Source organism: Cyclonatronum sp. (assembly GCF_022565315.1).
Lineage (GTDB): Bacteria > Bacteroidota > Rhodothermia > Balneolales > Cyclonatronaceae > Cyclonatronum.
In genome coordinates this window covers 1-20,038 of sequence record NZ_JAIUMX010000037.1, presented here as the reverse complement: position 1 = coordinate 20,038, position 20,038 = coordinate 1, and the positions used below count along the sequence as shown (strand labels likewise).

The 20,038-nt window shown below is 52.3% G+C and carries 6 protein-coding genes; 2 read left to right on the top strand and 4 right to left on the bottom strand.

All coding sequences use genetic code 11. The features are described 5' to 3' along the window. Positions 1-5 precede the first annotated feature (5 nt). The 4 genes from LAT75_RS07875 to LAT75_RS07860 all read right to left on the bottom strand — a co-directional run bounded on the left by LAT75_RS07875 (position 6) and on the right by LAT75_RS07860 (position 17,001). Positions 6-11,900 carry a hypothetical protein gene (locus LAT75_RS07875; RefSeq protein WP_291482098.1) on the bottom strand — a complete coding sequence of 3,965 codons (11,895 nt, stop codon included), beginning with the start codon at positions 11,898-11,900 and terminating at the stop codon, positions 6-8. Between the two features lie 36 nt (positions 11,901-11,936). Continuing rightward, positions 11,937-13,397 (bottom strand): hypothetical protein, encoded by a 1,461-nt coding sequence (locus LAT75_RS07870; protein ID WP_291482097.1) that lies wholly within the window; start codon positions 13,395-13,397, stop codon positions 11,937-11,939. A gap of 976 nt (positions 13,398-14,373) precedes the next feature. Further along, a complete protein-coding gene (locus tag LAT75_RS07865; protein ID WP_291482096.1) occupies positions 14,374-16,347 on the bottom strand; it encodes a S8 family peptidase in 1,974 nt (657 codons plus the stop codon). A 480-nt stretch (positions 16,348-16,827) separates the two neighbouring features. Then, positions 16,828-17,001: a YqaE/Pmp3 family membrane protein gene (locus LAT75_RS07860; protein WP_291482095.1), complete on the bottom strand. Its 174-nt coding sequence runs from the start codon at positions 16,999-17,001 to the stop codon at positions 16,828-16,830. 123 nt (positions 17,002-17,124) lie between these two features. Between LAT75_RS07860 and LAT75_RS07855 the strand changes: the two genes are divergently transcribed. Both LAT75_RS07855 and LAT75_RS07850 read left to right on the top strand, forming a co-directional pair. Next, the gene (locus LAT75_RS07855) at positions 17,125-17,376 is read left to right on the top strand and encodes a DUF3253 domain-containing protein (protein ID WP_291482094.1); all 252 of its coding nucleotides are present in this window, start codon (positions 17,125-17,127) and stop codon (positions 17,374-17,376) included. Between the two features lie 116 nt (positions 17,377-17,492). Continuing rightward, positions 17,493-19,673, top strand: coding sequence for a S46 family peptidase (locus LAT75_RS07850; RefSeq protein ID WP_291482093.1), 2,181 nt, complete (start codon positions 17,493-17,495; stop codon positions 19,671-19,673). The last annotated feature ends 365 nt before the right edge of the window (positions 19,674-20,038 follow it).

Sequence of the window (20,038 nt, the reverse complement as noted above, 5' to 3'; positions counted from 1 at the left end):
TTCAATTACGGAAGCGGGCCGTAAACATCTCTCATAGATGTATAGCCCTGCGTATTGATGGCGCGGAGAATAAGGTACACATCATGACCCGGTAACCTGTCTATGCTCCCGGTATTAATATGAAAAGCAGGCGTAAGCGGCGGTGGCGGACTGTCCGGATTAAAGAACCTATCCACCGACATCTGATGATCCCAGGGGATATCAACGGCATCACCAGCCGGGAAATCTCTTGTGACGATGGTAGGAACCGAAATATCGTGGAAATTACTGCCGTGAGGGCGCTGAATAATTGAGTATTCATAGCCAAGTACATCAGACTCGGGGTCAGAGGGTGGTACCCAAATATAAATATCAATATCCCTCGGCCGGTTTACCCGATGTGCCACAAAAAGGTGGCCAAACCAGGGGACAGTTGGATCCTCTACGGCATAAGGGCCACTGGTATTTATTGGTCCCGGATAACCAAAATTGCTGATCGCTCTGATGTGCACATACATCGGATACTTGTGGTTTCTGAAAACAGGATCTTCAAGGTTTGATGTGATAGTTAAGGGCTGATCTGCTTCATGAATTCTTGCCGCGCCGTTTTGAAACTGTTCAAACGGCACTTCTTCATTTCGGCTAAGAACATATTCAAAATGACGCACACCTGAACTCGGCGGACTGACCTGAACGTTTTGGAAAGCAAGCTTTGCCGGCTCAGTTGGAATACTCATTTGCGCCCACAATGCGTCATTAGGAACGTACGGCATGAAGAACGACTCAGGAATTGAATCAACGGACCTTAATTGGGAAATCTGAACCTGTGAACTGGCCTTATTCCAAAATGGCACGGCTGGCTGAGGGATAAAAGTAAGCACAGGCTCACCTGGCGGGTCTGATTCATAAATAATCGGGTAGGGGGAGGCTGTTGCCTCACTCCTCCAGTTGTCGTTATTGATTACCCTCGCCGACACATAATAGCGGGTGCCCTGCTGCATGGCCTGAAAACTAAAGGGTGCCCTGATTTGCTCCGCGGGTATGTCAGGCAGGCTCAGCCGCTCTCCCTGAAGGTCGGTCCAGCCAACAACGGTTGTATCGCCGGGGCTTGTTCCAAGTGCGTACTGAAAACGCCCAATCCCGGAAACGGCATCATGTGAAGTAAGCCTGATATTGATCTGCCCACGATCAATAACCCAGTATTCGGTTTGTTCCTCGTTGACATGGATGATAAATCCATCCCCCATCTCAATAAGAGGAGCCTGAGGAGGGGCTGCTGAAATTGGCAACACTTCGCCCGATTCGGTTTGTGAGCCGCCCGGAGTTCCGATAGTTGCAGCATTAAACTCATTGAGAACCCGAAAACTACCGCGCCTCACTGCCGGAATACCCGCTGCCCCTCTAACCCGAAAACCTAATGAAATATGTGGATTGCTAAGCGGGTTTATAACTTCTGCGCCCGGAACTAAAGAGGCCGTTAACACAATATTGCTGCCGGTAGCGCTGCCCAGCGTCATGAATGAGTTATCGGGTTCTATAGGCTCGCCATCCTGAAGCGGCAGCCCGATGCGGTACTGTATAGCTGTTTCAATGATTTCCACGGGATGCGTTGCTGTAAAGAAAATCTCAGCGGGCGTCATGCTTTGGTTTGTTGTCACAGTCTGTTCGGCAATAACAGCCGTGATTTGAGGAGGCTGCAGCTGCTGAGAGAGCTGCTGCAATGCCTGCTCGTAAAGGGAAATATCAGGGGCATCGCCAAGAAGCTCTTCTGCATCAGTCATATTCAGGCGCCAGTCCACATAACTGTTGTTCAGATTCCACAATAAAGCTGTAAGATTGGCCTGAATATTATAAAAACTGTCTATCTGACCGGTAAGGGCACGAACGGGCTCAAATACTGTTTCGCGATGCTCATCCCTGAGATCTTGTACCTCTTTCATGTCATTAAGTGCCAGGGCTTCAACTACCGGCAGGCTGTTTTTGTACATATCAAAGTAAAACTGACCATAAACCTCACGCAGCGATTCGGCCCTAAGCCCGACCTGAATGTTCGATCTGTGACGAAGCGCATTAAAAGCAGCCTGTGGTCTGTCGCTTTGCGCGCCGGTCTGCCATGAGGAAGGCTGGGCCGCACCTGAAGCAAGCAACTCAATGAAATGTATCCGCTGTGCGTGGCGGGTGGCTTCATTGTCAACATTTTGCCGGGCATATGGCTGATTAATTTGACTATCCGTTCTGTAATTAGCTACTTTGGTATTCAAATAAGGAATAGAAGCTTCAAAACTATCGGAGAGCTCCCTTGCCCAAAGCGCTTCTGACCACAGGCGTTCTGCTTCTGTGCTATAATAGCGCTCAAAACTTTCAATAGTGTTTCGGAAAGGCTCTGTGAGGCTCATCAGCGATGTTTGTGCATCATCGTACATCAGACTTTTTACAGCGTCAAGATTTGCGGTAACAGCAACAATGCTTTCACGGTATTGCAAATCTGCAAGCCGAAGCTCTTCCAGGTATGTACTCATAAGATTTTGCTGCTGCTCAGCCCGGCCGGTATCAAGACTAAAGGATACTGACTGCAAGGGGTTAGCCGTGGGCTCCGGCCTCACGACGCTGGTTACGGGGTTGGAAGCAAAAGCTTCATCCATCTGATCAAATAATGCTGAGGACTCCTCATACAGCGTAATTGCGGCAAGCAGGTTTTGGTCAAAATCCTCAAACATGGCCAAAATGGTTTCTGCTTCTTCAATAGAAGCAGTGAGCGCATCAAATCCTGACTCAGCCGCTTGTGTTGCCATGGGTTCGAACGGATTTTCAGCAAGGGCGTAATTATTCAAAAAGTTAGCCAATACGGGTGCAGGGGCTCCTGTGTTTCCGCGCTGTAACGCGAGCTGCTTCATGGACGCAACCCAAACCTCACGTTCAGCAAAAGGCTTTCTAAAGAAATTAACACCCGCCCTTACGACTTCCTCTCCGGCCGGAGTTGTTCTTTCCAAACGCGCCCGGTCACGGGCAATACGCGCGAGATCTTCGGCCTGCTTCATTGACTGCGCAACCCATTCCACCTGCTGCCGCAGCCCTCCAAGCCTGCTTCTGAAAGTATCCTGCTGTTCCTTTGCCATTGAAATAAGCGCATTACCACGGTTATTGCCCACGCCACTACTTACTCCGCCCGGGTTTGCTAACTGAAACCAGGCATCTGCACAGATCTGTTCGGTAGTAACAATCAGGTTAACTGTTGAACAGCCCCTGACTGCTCCGGTAAATGCGAACCCGCCCGAGCTTCGCTGGACCAGTGCAGCCGTAACATTGGCACTAACAGTTGCAATGAGAAGGTTTATCTGTGCCTCAAAGCTCAGATATCCTCCCAGGGGCATAGTGGCAAAATCAGCATTAATCGCCCAGAAAGAAAACCCGACTGTTCCGGTAACATTGAAAAGAGGAATGCCGATTGTGTTGGACAGCCCCCCGCTGAACAAAAATCCGTCGTTGCCTCCAAGAATTTCAATTTCCCCTTCCTGCAGCCCTCCAAGTACAGAAATATGCCCTGCTCCTACAAAACCAACGAGAGGGTTCTGATTACTCCGGCTGAGGTAGAAAAACTCCAGACTGCCTCCGGCAGTAAGGATATAGGGCATGAAGAAATCAGCTTCAATACTGATTAATATTGCATTTTCTCCCAGCCCGCCCCGGAGAACGGAAGCAGCGAACTCGCCTGTAGCCCGCATACCCGCCACCTGCCTTGAGTCACCATCCCGCTGCCCCATAAGCGTTGCGCGGGCATCAATATAAAAATGGTGACTCGCTATGCTCACAAATGCCTGACCTTCAACCTTACTGTTGGCACCCACACTGGGACCTATACCAATGTTCCCGTACAGCATTCCGGAAAAAGAACTGCCTGCTGCCTGCTGAAAACCGGCCGGATTTACAAGATCATGGCCAAATGCTGCCAGAGAGGTCCGGACTAAATCAATCTCCTGCTGTTCGGGTCTGTAAAAAAAGCCGCCCCCTACCTGTGATATGGCGATCATATTGGGCACTATTGTAACACCAGCCCCCAGGCTGATTCCAAAAAACAATCCGAAACTGTTTTCCCCGCCTCTTCGCCTGAAATTAGCGGCTACAACGGAAGAATAATTTCCGACAAACAGGGTTTCCAGATCAGATAACCCGTTTGAAAATGCGCCCACACCTCCTGCCTGCAAGCTTACCTCGCCATTACGGAGCTGGTACTTCATATCGAGATTGGCTACAAACAAATCATCAAAAACCAGCTGCACCTGTTCAACATACATAGAACTGCTGCCATCTGAGGTGCGGTACATAAAAAACCGCTCAACCTGTCCGCTCATCCCGCGATTATTGTTTGACTCAGCTGAAATGCTGAAGTTCAAAGCCGAACCCGGGTTTCCGGCAGTGCTAAGCGGCACATCTGTAAGCTCAGCCGGACAGCTGCCGAAGCACAATACCTCTACAACATTAGAGATGGTGGTGGTCTGAACGGAAGCGGTCTCGGACTGCCCAATCAGCGCCTGAAGCGCATCCGGAGTGCGCGATCTTGTATCGGTTATGGTAAGCTCGGCACCATCAGGGTTGTTATACCTGTAAAAACCTCCCGCTTCAAGCTGCATTATCCCCGCAATGCTGATATCCAGAGCACCCTCCAGGCTTCCTCCGCTCACATTTCCGCCAAGATCTACAGTTAAGCCCGTATAAGGAAATGAAGATGAAACTTCAGTCAGGTTAAATCCGGCTGTACCACCCATTTTCAGCAAAAAGGTGCCCTGACTACTTTCCATAGAAACAGCACCGGCGGGAATCGAAAGCCGGAAAAGCCCTGATCCTGTTTCAAAAGGTTCGTTCGAGGTTACTGCGAATGATACCTGCGACCCCAGACCACCCGCGTTCGTGCGGCTCACCAAAATACCCGGCTGTTCGGTATTACCGAGCATAATTACAGGTTGGGTTTCATCATTTCCCTGCTCCGGGCTGGTTTTGACCGCTACATTTACATGAAGGGCTGTTTCGGCCAAATTAAACGGGTTCAGCAAGGGCATCAGCCGCGTAAGCTCCAGCAGCCCGAAGGTTCCCATCTGAACAGAGGCCTGAACCGGAAATGTACCTGCCGGTAAACCGCCTATTTCTTTACGTGTTGTTATTTCGTTATCATCACCGCGATACATCAGGTAGTCAAAAAATCCGGCCGGCTCTTCCGTGTAGGTAAAAGGCTCGGGGAGGCGGTATGCAATCTGTGCACGAAGTGCGAGGGTTCCCTGCTGAGCACCCTCATCAGTCATGATTTCCAAACCGGCCCCGTGCAGCACAAGATGCTCACTTAGCAGCCATTTCCCATCATCATCGACGGCTGGCTCTGCCATTTCAAAGCCACCTGCTCCGTTTAGGTGGAGGGAGGAAAACGGAAGCAACTCCCCGTAAAAATCCAGGTTCCCCGAAGTGGTAAGATTCAGGCCTTCATCATCAATTCCGAATGTGTAGGTACTCAGGGTTAAACCGGCAGCGCCATCGAATAAAATGAGCTGCTGCGGATCCTGTGCGCCGGTTGTTGTGACGGTTTGAAATGTATATACAGGTGAAGTGTTTAGCTGTGTCACGCCGAACTGAATACCACCAAAAGCAAGTGTAAGGGTTTCGCCGGGGAGGTTGGTGAACCGGGCAAGGCCGTTAAGCTGAAGTTTAAAGACCTGTGCACTGGCCTCAAGGCTTACGGGCACGTTGCCGTCAGGAATTATCTCTGTTTGGCCTACAAACAGGGATTCGGCCGCAGGCTTTACATCCCAACTCCATTCCTGCTGCGATACACCGGCCAGCCGGGCAGCAGTAAATTCAAATGAAGGGAGCCCTTCATTAATACGGGAAACACTAAACCTGCCGCTCACTTCAAGTGCAGGCTCAGCATCGGTTCCGGCGCGCAATATCACACCTGTGATATCCGCGCGAAACTGCCCCGACTCAGCGGCGTCACCTTCCCCGCCTTCGTAAAGAACAGAAGTTAATACTGCTTCAGCCTCTCCGGGTTGAGCGGACGCACTGCCAATGGTGACCGTTTGCGTGGCAAGCCCGGAGGGTACTAACCGGAACTCGCTTTCAAACAGCTGCTGTTCGGCTGCGCCGGCCAAAAACAAGTCGGGTAGCTCCGGCTGAACAACAGCTTTTAAGCGGGTAACTTCCGAGGATGAAAACCGCAAACCGGTAAGGGTTGCAGGCAGTAAGGCATTGGTTGTTTGCAGCGGCAGCTCTTCCGAAAGGGTGATCGTGCCCCCTGTTACATTAAAAAGCGCGTCAGTGGTAAGGCTAAACTGGGCTGGCAATTCAATGAGCGGCGCTCCCTGAGGGGTTAAAGCAGGGAAACCAATGGGCTGCATTCCCACGCTGCTTATGCGAAAGCCACCTTCTTCATCAGTTATGCTTACAACAAGCTGATTGGCAGCGTTACGGGTATTCACGAAAGCGATCAGCTCGTCAGACAGTATTAGCCGGTCAGGAAGTTCCACCACAGAGCCGTCCTGAATAAAAAAACCATTGGCAGATAATACAGCCAACGGGACATCAGCTTCCGGCAATTGCTCTGCCGTAAATACATCTACCGCGCCTCGTGTTATCGCTATTCCTTCTGTATTGAGGGTAAAATCTTCCTCAAAAACCAGCTGCAGAGCGTCGTATTCTTCCTCGCTGAACCTTAAGAATCCGGTGCCGTTATCTGAGAACACAAATCCGGCAGCATTCAGGCTTACCGGCTGCTGCGGTTGGATACTTAGCATACGGTCAGCCTCAAACACTTCTTCATCTGATAAAAGCAAAAAGCCTGTCGGGCTCAGCAATACCATCAATTGGAAATCGGGAGCAATTACAGCACTTCCGCTCAAAATTCCTGGCTCATCCAACCGAAGGTTAAGGTTGTTGTACTGTACGGCTGAAACTGCGCTGCCGCTTCGCATATTCCCTGTACCGCTGATAACGAATCCGTTCTGATCCAAGACGGCTTCATTGCCTTGCAGGGAGAAAAACGGTTCGGGTTCATTCCATGGCATTGCAACTTCAAAAGATTCCGTTACGATGACCGATCCGCTGCTTAACCGCCTGGTAGTGAGGTCGAATGAAATGTTACCACTTGAAATTCGTTCGGTGCCGTCGGCGCCGGGCAGGTGAAGACTGAATTCGCCCTGCAACTCAGCCAGCCAGCGTTCCTGTACTTCCCCTAAGCCAAGCTGTACACTTTCAGCGGATAGTGAAAGCGGGCCCAGCACAAAACGCCCGCAGGGTTTCACATCATCAATTACACCGCTCAGCCCGTCTGCATCGGGGCTGATTGTTAGGGTGAATGCAGAGCCGGCACTACAATTTTCCCCCTGTTGGGGTACGAAACTGCCGATAGAAGCAGTTTCACCGGATACGCTCAGGGTGAGCGAAGCCTGCCCGCCCTCGCCCGCTAAAGTTCCCTCAAGGCGTTCAGCCAGAAGAATTATGTCGTCAATAGTTTGTGAAGCAAAAATTTCAGCACCATCCAGCGGCTCGAACGGCTCCATCTCGCCTGAAAGTAATCCGCTCTGGTACGCTACATCAGGAAAAAGCAACCCATCGGGCGGGTTCAGCTCCGTTTGCTGCAGCCATGCCGGCAGCTGTGCCTGCAAATCAAATCGGAAAGCATTTTCTGGCAAAAGGGTTTCATCTGTGGCCGGAAGGCTGAAGTTGAGTGCTTGCAGCAGGCGCACCGCAAGCAGGCTTAGCGGATAACCGGCATATTGAACCGTTGGGAGAGTTAAACCGGGGAAGCTTTCCCGGCTGACCTGCTGTTGCGGCACGGTGATTCCGTTGCCGCTCCACGCAACACCGGAAACCGGAAAAACTGCAAAAGACTCACCTATGGTTAGCTTTAGCCGGGCAAGCAGTTCGAGTTCGCCCGTGAAGCCTGTTTCTGCGGCAAACCCAAAGCCCGTGAGTACCTCAGCCCGCTGCAGCAACAGGCTGAGGCCGGATGCCAGCAAAACCGAAGGCGGCTGTGCGGAAGAAACCGGTTCAAAATCAACGAGCTGTGTTGTGCCGCTGCTGCTATGGGTAAAAAAGGCCTGTGCTGTTTCCTGCCAGCTGTTGCCGGTATTTACGTCAAGGGCTGCATCAAAAGCGAAGCTAAAAAGAGCAGGCACTCCTTGTCGGCCCTGTATGAAAGAGCCGCTGATTTTCCGGGTTCGCAGCCGCATTTGCTCCCCCTGAAAATACAGTAAGGCTTCGGCCGGATCATTTTCAAAGTTTCCGCGGAGAATGCCATCATTCTGTACAATAAAGGTAAGGGGCAATGCCGAATCAAAGGTTACATCAAAAAGGTTGAGGTTTCCGCTCAGGTGCAGCGCAGGTTCATTACTCTCACCGTTTGCATCCATACCGGCACTTATTTGCTGAAGACTGAGGGGTAAAGATGCTGTACCGGGCCAGCTTTCACCGGAAAGCTGCGCGATAACCCTTCCACCCAGCACCGCAGGTACCACCTGATTTCCACTTATCACAAGCCCGTCAAAAGTTATGTCAGAAAAAACGGGCGGGTCTGATGGGTTCAGAAACGGCACAACCAAACGTGGCTGAACGCCCGGCAAAGCGCTGACAGCAAAATTTCCGTTTGCATCCTGCACGGCATCTACAAGCCAGTTTTCACCCTCTCTGAGCTGAAGCCAGGCTGTATCGGTGCCCGGAAGCATTAACCGCTCGGGCAGAACAAAATCCAAATCAAAATCTGTAAGGTACACCCCCTGATTGTCCAGAACACCAATCCATCCCCCTTCATGAAATACTTCTGCGTAAGCACTAATCTGAAAGCCCTGCCCGTGAACAGGAAAAACCATAAAAGCCGGGTGATACTGCACCTGCATCCCTTCAAATACAGTTTTGCTGTTAAGCATTAGTTTTGCGGTTGATTCACCGCTTACCTGTAAGCCGCCTGGCGTTAGCTCCAGGCTGTCATTGGTGTTGAGCAACAGGGCACTGTCGAGAGTAATTTCCGCATTGGCGGGAACCGCAGCTATCTGAAAGCCGTCGTTTTCCGTTCCGACTTCAGCAAGTAATGCGAAAGGCTCATCAAAAAGCGCGCGGCCGCTCATCATGTGACCGGATATTTTTGAAAAAACTGCATTATCAAACGTTACCCCGCGGCTCTGCCCGTTCATCAGAATAAGCTGCCGGCCGTTTACCCCGAGCCCGTTTTCACTAAGTATGACATTATTCAACCGGAATGTTAGCAGTGGGTCTTCAGCGGGATAAGCGAAATTGAGGGATCGGTTGATTTCAAAATTAAGAGCGCTGAATTCTCCGTTTATCAGATCCCAGGTGAAACTGCCCGGAATCCGGATACCGTCAGGAAGCAGCAGATCGGCGGTACCGGTTATTCCGGCCTGCTGCGGTACTGACCCGCCCCCTGAAAAAACAGCTTCTGCTGAGGTTATAACTGCTGAAAACACCCCAAACCCGAGGGTACAGTTTTGTAAAATTCCGGCTATGTTACCGGAAAAGCCGCTGTTAAAAAAAAGCTCTCCCAATTCAAAGCTTACCCTGTTATCAGATCCGCAACTGAACGCATCACCCGGGAAAAAAGAACCGGATAAATTTAATACTGACAAAGGTTCTGTACTGCCATCAACCAGCCATCTGCTGCCAAACTGACCGCTAAGACCATCAAGCGCAAGACTGAGGTACGGTCCTTCTGTAACTTCGCAGTTCTGCAGCTGTGCAGCCGGAATATCAGCAATAAGGCGATCCTGGTGTACTCGCCCGTTTTGAAATTCAAATGACAGATTACGCAGGCAGGCAGGCAGTTGCTGTGAGTTTAATGTTGAGGCCATTCCGTTAAAACTCAGCTCCCAGGGCCCTGGTGCAGCCAATTGCGGTGCAAATAATGGCCAAAGAAGCGACTCCGTGTCCAACTGTTGAACCTGCACCCTGAAAGGATCGCTATTGTAAACTGGTAGCGGTATGAGCTGCGTAGCAAAGTTAATTCCGGGCAAATCCAGGCCTTCAGGAGAGAGGCTAATGCCCGACTGCTGCGCGGAAGTCCAGTTACCCATTTCCGGAATCCGGAAACTTCCGTTAATACCCAACTCAAAATCCCAGCTGCCGGCTGCGCTGTCAAGGGTCAGGTTTTCAACTGTAAGCTGCTGCATGGAAAGCCGCATCAGGCCCAGATTAAGCTCAGGCCGGATGTCGGGGCAGGCAAATGGTCTGGTATTGCCCCGAGTCAGGCCCGTCGGGTTGAGGTTCATATCGATGGCGGTACCGCAGTAGCTACCCTCTGCCGTTAGCAGTTCGACACGGCTCCTGATAATTAAATCATATCCAAAGCTATTGTCACTTAAATCCAGCGACATATTGCCAAGGGTACGATTGACAGCAAGCTGCCCGGCAGCACTTCCCTCAACCAGCGGAAACTGCTGCCCGGCAGAGCAATTAACAGAACCGCTAAGCTCAGACCCTGTGCCGCTCAAACCGGTAATCTGACATGGCGTTGTGCTTCCAAACAGTGAAAACGTACCTGCGGCGGTTAGCTGATTTGAAGGAAACTCGGCCTGAAGCGAATTCAGCCGCGCATCCAAAAAACCATCTGAATAGGTGAAAAAACCCGCACGGTTAACGTTTACTGTGCCAGAAAGTCCGTTTTGAGTCAGGTTTAACCGACCGGCACGGATGCGCTGAATGTCGTGCAGTTCTATAAATGTACTTACCTTTAAACCGTCCTGCGGGGTCCATGAGGGCAATTCAAACGTAGCCCACAGAGGAAGCAGACCGGCCTCCCGGTACATTTGTACCAGGGGATCTGTGCTTTCTTCAAAGCGGATGCTGCCGCTCAGCAATTCAGGGTTATGACGATCGCGCAGCATTAATCTGTTCATAGATACCCGAAAGTTTCGAGACGAGCCATTGGGCAGCGTGACCCTTAGTTGCGTGAAGCCATTCAAAACAAAGGTATTGCCCGGCTGAGGTAACAGCCATATTTCCCAATCGAGCAGTTCCATAAATCCCGGGATCAGCACCAGGGGTGTGCCTGAACCCGGCGGCGGAGGCGGGGGCGCTTGCTCGCCAAAACTAAACGTGAACACGGGGCTGTTTCCCTCGCCCGCAAAAGGCACTACGCCGGCAGCATCGCGGGCAGTTACCTGCCATGCATACTGCCGGCCCTGCTCTAAAGGCGGCAGATTAGGGGTGTAAGGTAATGATGTTTGCGAGAGTATCTGTTCATGATAAATGGGGTTACTCACCATCGCATCCCCGGGGTTTTGGCCATCAAGCAGTTCTACGATGCGGAAAACATATTCCACCGAAAGGTTTCCGATTGCAACAACCGGGGTCCATGTAAATACCGGCACAGCGAGTGAAACTATCGCTTCATCACGGGGCATCAGCAATGCAGGCGGCTGAGGAAGGCGTACAACAAAGTTTGAAACAGAGGGAATTACACTAACAGGCGGAGTCATGTTAACCGGTTGCGGCGTTACCCGGAATGAATAGCTGCCCTCAGGAAGCACACCTGTCTGGATGATCTGACTAATGAAAGAAGCCGGCAGATTTTCAAAGACATCCGAAACTGAACCCGGAAAGCTGACTTCCTCAAAAAAGTTTTCAAACATAAAAAAGCCGGGTTCAAAATCTACCGGGTTGCTTGTGTCGTTCCAAAGTATTTCCCCGTCCTTTAAAAAAAGAACCTGAAAACGAAAAGTACGCGTACTGTTGCCGCTGTAGTTAAACATGAACTGATACATTCCAGCATCATAGTTACTGCGTAACTCTTCATAAGTAGCCGAGCCCAGCACAGGCGGAAGACCAGTTACCGTGAACTGTGCGATATCCTGCCGTGCCTGTGCCGTACCGAAAAACAGCAGGCTCAGCAGCGTTGCAAGTGCAAGCCATATAAGCCCTGTTTGTTTCAATCTTTCCGGTGAAAATGGTGTTATCATACGGGTCATTTAAAATCGCTGATCAATAATTAATCTCACTTCAAACTCCTGAAAACCCATACCGGTGCCCTCAATCTGTGTATTGCTTACCGTACGGGCCGTGAGCCGGATGGTACTCTGTTGTGCGGGACGGTATATGGCAGATGCGTTGCCGTTAAGCTGTCGCTGCGATTGCCGGAGGGTTTGATCACCAAAAGCAGATTCGGTTGTGTTTTGAGACAGACCACCATTCAGGTTCACATTCACCTTTCGGTCGAATAGTGCATGCCCCAAACCTACGGTAAACCCGGTAACAGAAAAGTCGCTGCCGGGCGAACTTCCACCGGCATAATTTACACCGCCTGTAAGACTAAGTCCGCTAAATACAGAGAGGTTGTAGGAGCCTGAGGTCGAAAAAAAAGAACTGTCCAGGTCACGGTCCACATTGTCGATATCGATATTCAGCATCTGATACATTGCGCTCAAAGAAAACGAATGCGTAGATGAGGAAGCAAGCCATGTATAAGAAGGCTGGAAACTGAAATTGTGAGAAATGATGGTTTGCTCAGGATAGTTAAGCAGCACATCATCGTCAGAAGTCCCGGTATTGCGGGCGCTGTTTATCAGCACATTGTAACCGCCCGATAGCGACAGCTCCGGTGAAAGCTGCGCCTGAACATTCACGGCCATATCATTTCGGTAAAGGGTTGATACTCTTTGATTAAGTAAATTATCCTGACCGAATCGCAGGCTGGAGGAAATCCCGAGCCTGCCTCCAAGCAGCATTAGCTGCGGCTGAATGCTTATGCTTTGGTCATCGTCTTTAATATTCCGTAAACCTAATGACCGGAAACCGGGCTGAACACGTTCAAAGCCAACTGCCAGGGTTAGGGGTGTTAGATTAAATCTCGTATTTACATGGGTTGCAAAGTTAGCCCGCGTAGAGGTACGAACACGATACAGCCCGGTCACAAAATCCGGAATCCCGGCTTCGCTAAGATCAATCGCCTCCGCACGTGTATCACGTGTAAACACAGAAACGGTATTCTCTGCACGCATTTCAAAACGATTATCGAACAGCATGAGTCGGAAATCAGGGCTGATGGTCAGGTTTTCTTCCGGAACCGGAACCCTTCCTCCGAACACAAAGCTTTCACCTGATTGTGCCGGCGGCATTAATTCATCATCCCGATCAAGCGCATAGACAATACCAAGTCCGAAGTTAGACCTATTCTCAGAACCAAAGCGCAGTCTTGTACCATACAGCCATCTTTCGTAGCTAAGCATCCGTGAACCGGTATCTCCGAAAGCATCAACTTTCCTGTTTGCCCTTCCAAGAACAAAATGCGCCGAAAAACTGCCCGGGCTGAGTTCTACCTCCCCTCCCCTTACGTTAAGCCCTCTGAGGCTGAACCGGTTGAAAGTCGGGTTTACATCGCCCGCAGCAACATCAATCCACCTCCAGCCGGCCCGGAAACTTACCCTGTTCATACTTTGCCTGAACTGTGAGTTTTCAGTCGAATACCGAACACTCATCCCGGATCGAAAGCCCAGCAACGAATAATTTAGGTTCATACTTGCAAGCATGCCTAAGGGGTCACGAAAACTTGCCGTACGTGTCGTTGAAAATGCGTGCGTTTGCAGGCTAAAGTTCCCCTGAAATGTGTATAGCCGGATGTTTGTATCTGCTATTGTTCCTTCCTGAGCCCTCAAAAGCCCGGGTATTAACATAATCAAAACTCCAGCCAGCAAAATGACGACCCGAAATCCGGAAAACAGCATTCCCGGTTTCCTATAAATAGCTGTTAGGATTAAATCCCGGATCTTTACCAGGGAGAAACTATTATTTTCAAACATAATCAGAACAATTCCAGCAGCAGCATAACAAACGCATGCGGAAATCTTACGGTTTCAGCCACCCTCCAGTCCCGAGAGCGGTTCTGTATCTTACACCCGCCTGAAGGCATATCATACAACAAATTAAGATAGAGGCTGCCATCAGAAAATGGGATATTGCCGGGAATCTCAACAGACCTTATTCTGAATTATCCCGCATAGCTACTGTGAGGATGGCTTTTCCCGGGTTTAATTACGAAACAGGAGGTACCTTCAATTTGTCAAAATTGAATACAATTTACGAATGCTCACAGTTTTGCAATTGCATAATAAACAAGACGCTACTAACAGGCAAGCGGATTACAGCATTTTTCTTTTCATTTTTTTCATGGCATATCTAAATAGTTCCGGGTAAAAGGACATTCTATCAAGATTCTAATATTAGAACGGGTCATTAGATTTTTCTACCCAAATGGCTCCCCTGAAAGGAAGCTCCCTTGTGGCGCTGCAAGGATTAAGGGCGCGGTGCACATCACCCGAAATCAAAAAAAAGGCGAATCCCTTTTGTGCGGGATTCGCCTTTAGTTTTGAAGCGGCTTTTCAGAGCCTCAATACGGCATCAGCTGCTGCATCAGAACGACAACGTGATGGTGTTGGAGCAGTTGCTTGTGCCGGCTTCGCAAACGCGGTAGGTGAGGGTGCCGCCGCCGCGGAAGTTGGTCTGATCCACATAACTGCCGGTCTTCGCCGTTGTGATGAGAACTGAGCCTTCCCGTTCGATGGTAACCTGCGAAGAAGTTGCGCCGCTCCAGCTGAGGGATGACACCCAACGGCCCTGTGCTTTGGAGGCCTGACCTGTGAGGGTGATGTCTGTAACCGGATCATCGCCGTCGCCGGGGTCGCCGGGTTCATCGGGGTCTTCAGGTTCGGTAGGGTCTTCGGGCTCATCGCCGCCATTGCCGGGATCCTGCTCGTTGAGGCCGCGGGTTGCGCTTGTGCTGTTGCCGGCCGTATCAGTTACGGTGAGGCGTACGCCGTTTGCGCTGCCGCGGGTACGGACTTCCGTTGAGCCGGATGCACTGTTGCCGCTTACGGAAACCGTGCGGGTGTCCACTACAGAGGTGCCGTTGAGGAGCTCAACGCGGACCTGAGACAGGTTGCCGTCAGCATCGGTTACGGTCCAGGTTGCGGTGCTGCGGGTCCACGGGCCACCGGAGGTATTCGCTGTCGAAAAGCTTTGGATTGCCGGAGGATTATCGCCAGGCTCAGGTTCTGGTTCTGGTTCTGGTTCCGGCTCGGGTTCGGGTTCGGGTTCCGGATCCGGACCGTCATCACCGCCGCCTGACTCACCAAAGAGCGTGTACAGCATGTGGTTGTTTGCGGAGAGGCTGTTGGTGACCTTGTTCAGGGTCGCGTTATCAGTGATGGCTGCAAAAACCTGCGCCGGACTTGCATTGTTGTTGGCCTGCAGGTACAACGCTGCGGCACCGGCAACATGCGGAGCCGCCATAGAGGTACCGCTGATGGTGCGGGTCGCAGTGTTGCTGCCCACCCATGCCGAAGTAATGGCAGAACCCGGGGCAAAAATATCAACACAGCTGCCATAGTTTGAGTACGATGCGCGGCTATCATTGCTTACCGTAGCACCTACCGTGAGGGCAGATGCTGCGCGGGCCGGGCTGAAGTTGCAGGCATTGGCATTAGAGTTTCCGGCTGCAACCACGTAGGTGATGCCGGCATTCACGGAGTTCTGCACCGCGGTATCGAGGGCGAGGCTTGCGCCGCCGCCGAGGCTCATGTTAGCTACAGAGGGGCCGCTTGCGTTGGCCGTTACCCAGTCCACACCGGCAATAACACCGCTCATGGTTCCGCTGCCGTTACAGTCGAGCACGCGCACGGAAACGAGGGCTACGTCTTTGGCTACGCCCCACTGCGTGCCGCCAACGGTGCCGGCTACGTGTGTGCCATGTCCGTCGCAGTCGTTGCCGTTGCGGCCGTCATTGAAGGCATCAAAGCCGGGGACGGCGCGTCCGCCGAAATCCACATGGTTGTAGTTGATACCGGTATCGAGGATGTAAGCCGTAACACCCTGACCGGTCTGCTCCCAGGTGTAAGTGCCGTCGAGCGGCAGGTCGCGCTGATCTACGCGGTCGAGGCCCCAGGTTGCGTTGGTTTGTGTGCCGAAGGCGTACACGTAGCGGTCCTGCTCCACATGGCGCACATTGGGGTTACGCATCAGGGCTTCGCGGGCGCGGTCGGAGGCCTGCTCGGGCAACTCAAGGGTGAAGCCCCTAACGGCGCTTTCGAACACCCGGCCAACCTGTGCGTTCATCTGATTGGAAATCTGATTTGCAGCAAGGGATACTTCCCCTGCGTTTTCGTTGAGCAGTACAATGTAGCGGCCCGGTATGAGTTCATCGCGCTCATCCCCGGAAGGGATAGTATAAGTTGGGATCTGATCCTGCTGCCCGCGGTCGCTGTTGCTGCGCGAATCGGAGGTATCAGCCGAAGGCTGCACCGGTGCGTCGCACGCATAGAACACGAAGGCAAACAGCATCATTACAGCCCAAAGCGGTAACCCGTGTCTGTAGGTTTTGTTTTTCATACGCCAAATATGTTAAGTAGTAAGATTAGATGAGATAATAGCCCCGGCCGTTTTCGGGGGCAAAGCGATTATAGCACATTATTTCCTTACATAAAAACCTGTAAGGAAATTTACTTACTTACCGGGCTTCGCCTTGCAGAGTGCCTGCCTTGTCCTCATTTTATGCATACAGAGGCCTTTTTTACGTACTTGGCACCCTCCTTCCCGACAAAGAATTAAGATTTTTTTATACTTGTTTCACCACCCCAAACATTCTTCTGACACGGCTTAGGTGTCTCCCCGGCAGCTTTGCTATGCCCAAAACGGGCCCGGACGGATGATGCCTTTTTGAAAACTGTATCCGGGCCGGAAGGCAATGCCGACGGGTTCGTCGGGATGCAGCCCAAATTCCGGTACGGGAATCCGGCTACTGTTTGAGGCGCTGCCTGTGAGCACATCCCCCGAAAAGTACAATACTCCCGACTGCGCTCATTTCAGCCTCTATCGCGGCTCTGCATCATGTTTTGCGATAATCCACACCGCATGCACAATACCCGGTAAATAGCCCAGCAGGGTAAATAAAATATTCAGCCAGAAAGAAAAACGGATACCAACGGTGAGAAACACGCCCAGCGGCGGCAGGATTATGGCAAAGATGAGGCGAAGGCAGCTCATGGGAATTCAGTCTTTTTAAAGTGGGGTGGCATTTTATCGGAATGTTATCGTACCGCTTCGGAGCTTACGATGTTGCAGCTGAATTACGGCAATTCTGCCTTTTTAAACAAATGAACGGCAAACATGCGAGAGAATGACACCTCCCTTACCGACACCATTCTGCGGTTTGCCCATGAAAGAGGGCTCACTGCCTCGTTCTGCCCCTCTGAGCCGGCCCGTGCTTTTTTCGGGGATGCGTGGCGGGCCCACATGCCCGAAGTGCGGAAAGCCGCCGCGAAGCTGGCTGATGAAGGTCGGATTGAAGTGCTGCAGCGCGGGAAGCCTGCGGGTATCCGCAGGGCAAAGGGTCCGGTACGGCTCCGGCTGCGGAGCTGAATCTTTACAGAAATAAAAAAAAGAACGCAACTTTGTTGCGAAAAAAAGGTGAAAGCTTTTCTGATAATCCGGTACCTTTATCAGATTATGTTTCCCTTTCAACCAAATTTCATCTCATGTACCAATTCCCATCCCTGAAACACCTGACGGCTGTTTTCAGCCTTCTCTTTGTGCTATCCTGCGCGGCCCCTCAGCAAACGGCTGAGCAGCCCGCCGCTCCTCAGCCGGTTACAGAACCGGCACCGGTTTCCCTGCTTCCGGTTTTCGAGCCGCTACCTTCGAGCATTCTCGACAACGGCCGCATGTGGACCTTCGAGCATGCACCGGTCGAATACTTTGCCGAAACCTACAACTTCGACCCCGACGACGCCTGGTTTGAGCGCGCCCGCCTCGGTGCGGTCCGCCTGCCCGGGTGCTCCGGTTCCTTCATCTCGCCTAACGGCCTCGTAATGACCAACCATCACTGTGTGCGCGATCAGATTACGCAAATCGGCCGGGAAGGCGAGCGCACCCTCGACGACGGCTTCTACGCCGTAACCCTCTCCGACGAGCGCATGATTGAGGGCTACTACCTCGATCAGCTGGTCGATATCCGCGACCTCACCGATCTGATTCTGGATGAAGTTGACTCCGCCCCCATCGAACAGCAGGCGCAGGTCCGCTCGCAGGTGATTCAGCGGGTGCAGGCCGAGCTCAGTGCTGAATTTGACGAAAGCGACAACATCGTGGTTCAGGTGGTTTCGCTGTTCAACGGCGGCCGCTACTCGGCCTACTTTTTCCGCCGCTACAGCGATGTCAGGATGGTGATGGCGCCTGAGCTGCAGATCGGCTACTACGGCGGCGATACCGACAACTTCACCTACCCGCGCTACAATCTCGATATGTCGTTCATGCGGGTATATGAAGATGATGCCCCGCTCGAAACCCCCTTTTTCTTCCCCTTTGCCACACAGGGCGTGGAAAGCGGCGACGGTGTTTTTGTGATCGGCAACCCCGGCAGCACAACACGCCTCAACACCGTGGCACAGCTGACCTACGCCGGGCAGTTTCAGCTCGACATCATTCACAATTTCCTGTACCACACCCTGAACGGGCTTGATGCCATTTTTGCCCTCGATCCGGATACCGAAGAGGCGCAGCAGCTGCGTAATACCATTTTCGGTCTGCGCAACGCCGAGAAACTCTACGGCGGACAGGTACTCGCGCACCGCGACCCTTACCTGATGGGCCGCCGCACCGATAACGAAAACAACTTCATCGCAAGCCTGCGCGAAGACCCCGCCCTGGCGGAGGAATTCATCCCCATTATTGAGCGCATTGCCGAAATTCAGGAGCTGAAGGCTTCCCTCGCGCCCTATCCGTACCTCATGAGCATCGGCATGGAGCCAAATTCCGGGCTCAGCTCAGCCCTGCTGCAGCGCGCACTCGTGGCCTACCGCCTGAACCATCAGGAGCTCGACAGCGAAACCCGCAGCCGGGCCGTCGGCAGCATCGCCAATATCGGCGACAAAGAAGCCGAAGCCGAAGTCATCATGATCGAAAATCACCTGCACTACCTGGCAAGCCTGTTAGGGGAAGACTCCGAATACCTCGCCCGCATCCTCAACGGCCGCGACAAAGCAGCGTTTGCCCGCTACCTCGTTGAAAATTCCGCCCTTGCCACGCAGGAGCAGACCGCGGCCTTCGTGCAGACCGATTTCGACAGCTGGAGCGATCCGGCACTCGATTACTTCATGGCATTCGGCAGCACGCTGTTCGACAACACCATGGCCTTTCAGATGCTCGGTATGGAAGAAAATCAGCTCGAAACCCGTCTGGGTCGCGGCTGGTTCGCCGTTTACGGCACGAGCATCCCGCCTGATGCAACCTTCTCGCCCCGCATCGCAGACGGCGTTGTGGCCGGCTACGAATACAACGGCACCTTCGCACCGGCTTATACCACCTTTTACGGCCTGTACGACCGCCATCACTCGCACCGCAACGAGCCGGAGTGGGCGCTGCCCGAGCGCTGGGCTACGCCATCGGCAACGCTCGACCTCGCTACGCCCCTCAACTTTGTTTCCACCAATGATATTATCGGGGGCAACTCCGGTTCGCCGGTGGTCAACACCCGCCTCGAAGTTGTGGGCCTCGCTTTCGACGGCAACGTAGAAAGCATGGGCTCGAGCACCCTCATCCTCGACGACCGCAGCGCCCGCGCCGTTTCGGTGGATAGCCGCGGCATGCTCGAAGCCCTACGGCACGTGTACCGCGCCGACCGCCTCGTCCGCGAAATCGAAGACGCCCGCAACCGCTAATCATTGATTCCCAATTCCTGAAAAACCAAAGCCCCGCTGCCATACCGGTTGCGGGGCTTTTTTATGTGAAGACCGCGGACCGCTGACTGCTGACCGCAGTTGTCTCCGTCAGGAATTACGGCAGAACGAAATTCTCAACATCACCAAACCTACCCCCGTGTCATTCCGAACGCTGCACATGTTACTGGGAACTTGCCGAAATCTTTGAGCCTACCCCGCCTCTTGGTGCCGCCGAAACATCATGTGAGGAATCTCCGAAGCCGGAGCACACCCCAGTTGCAATAAATAACCGCAGATTTTTTTTGGGAAAACTCCGTGAGCATCACTGTCTTTCGTGCTTGTGACAAATCCCAAATCAACGGCAT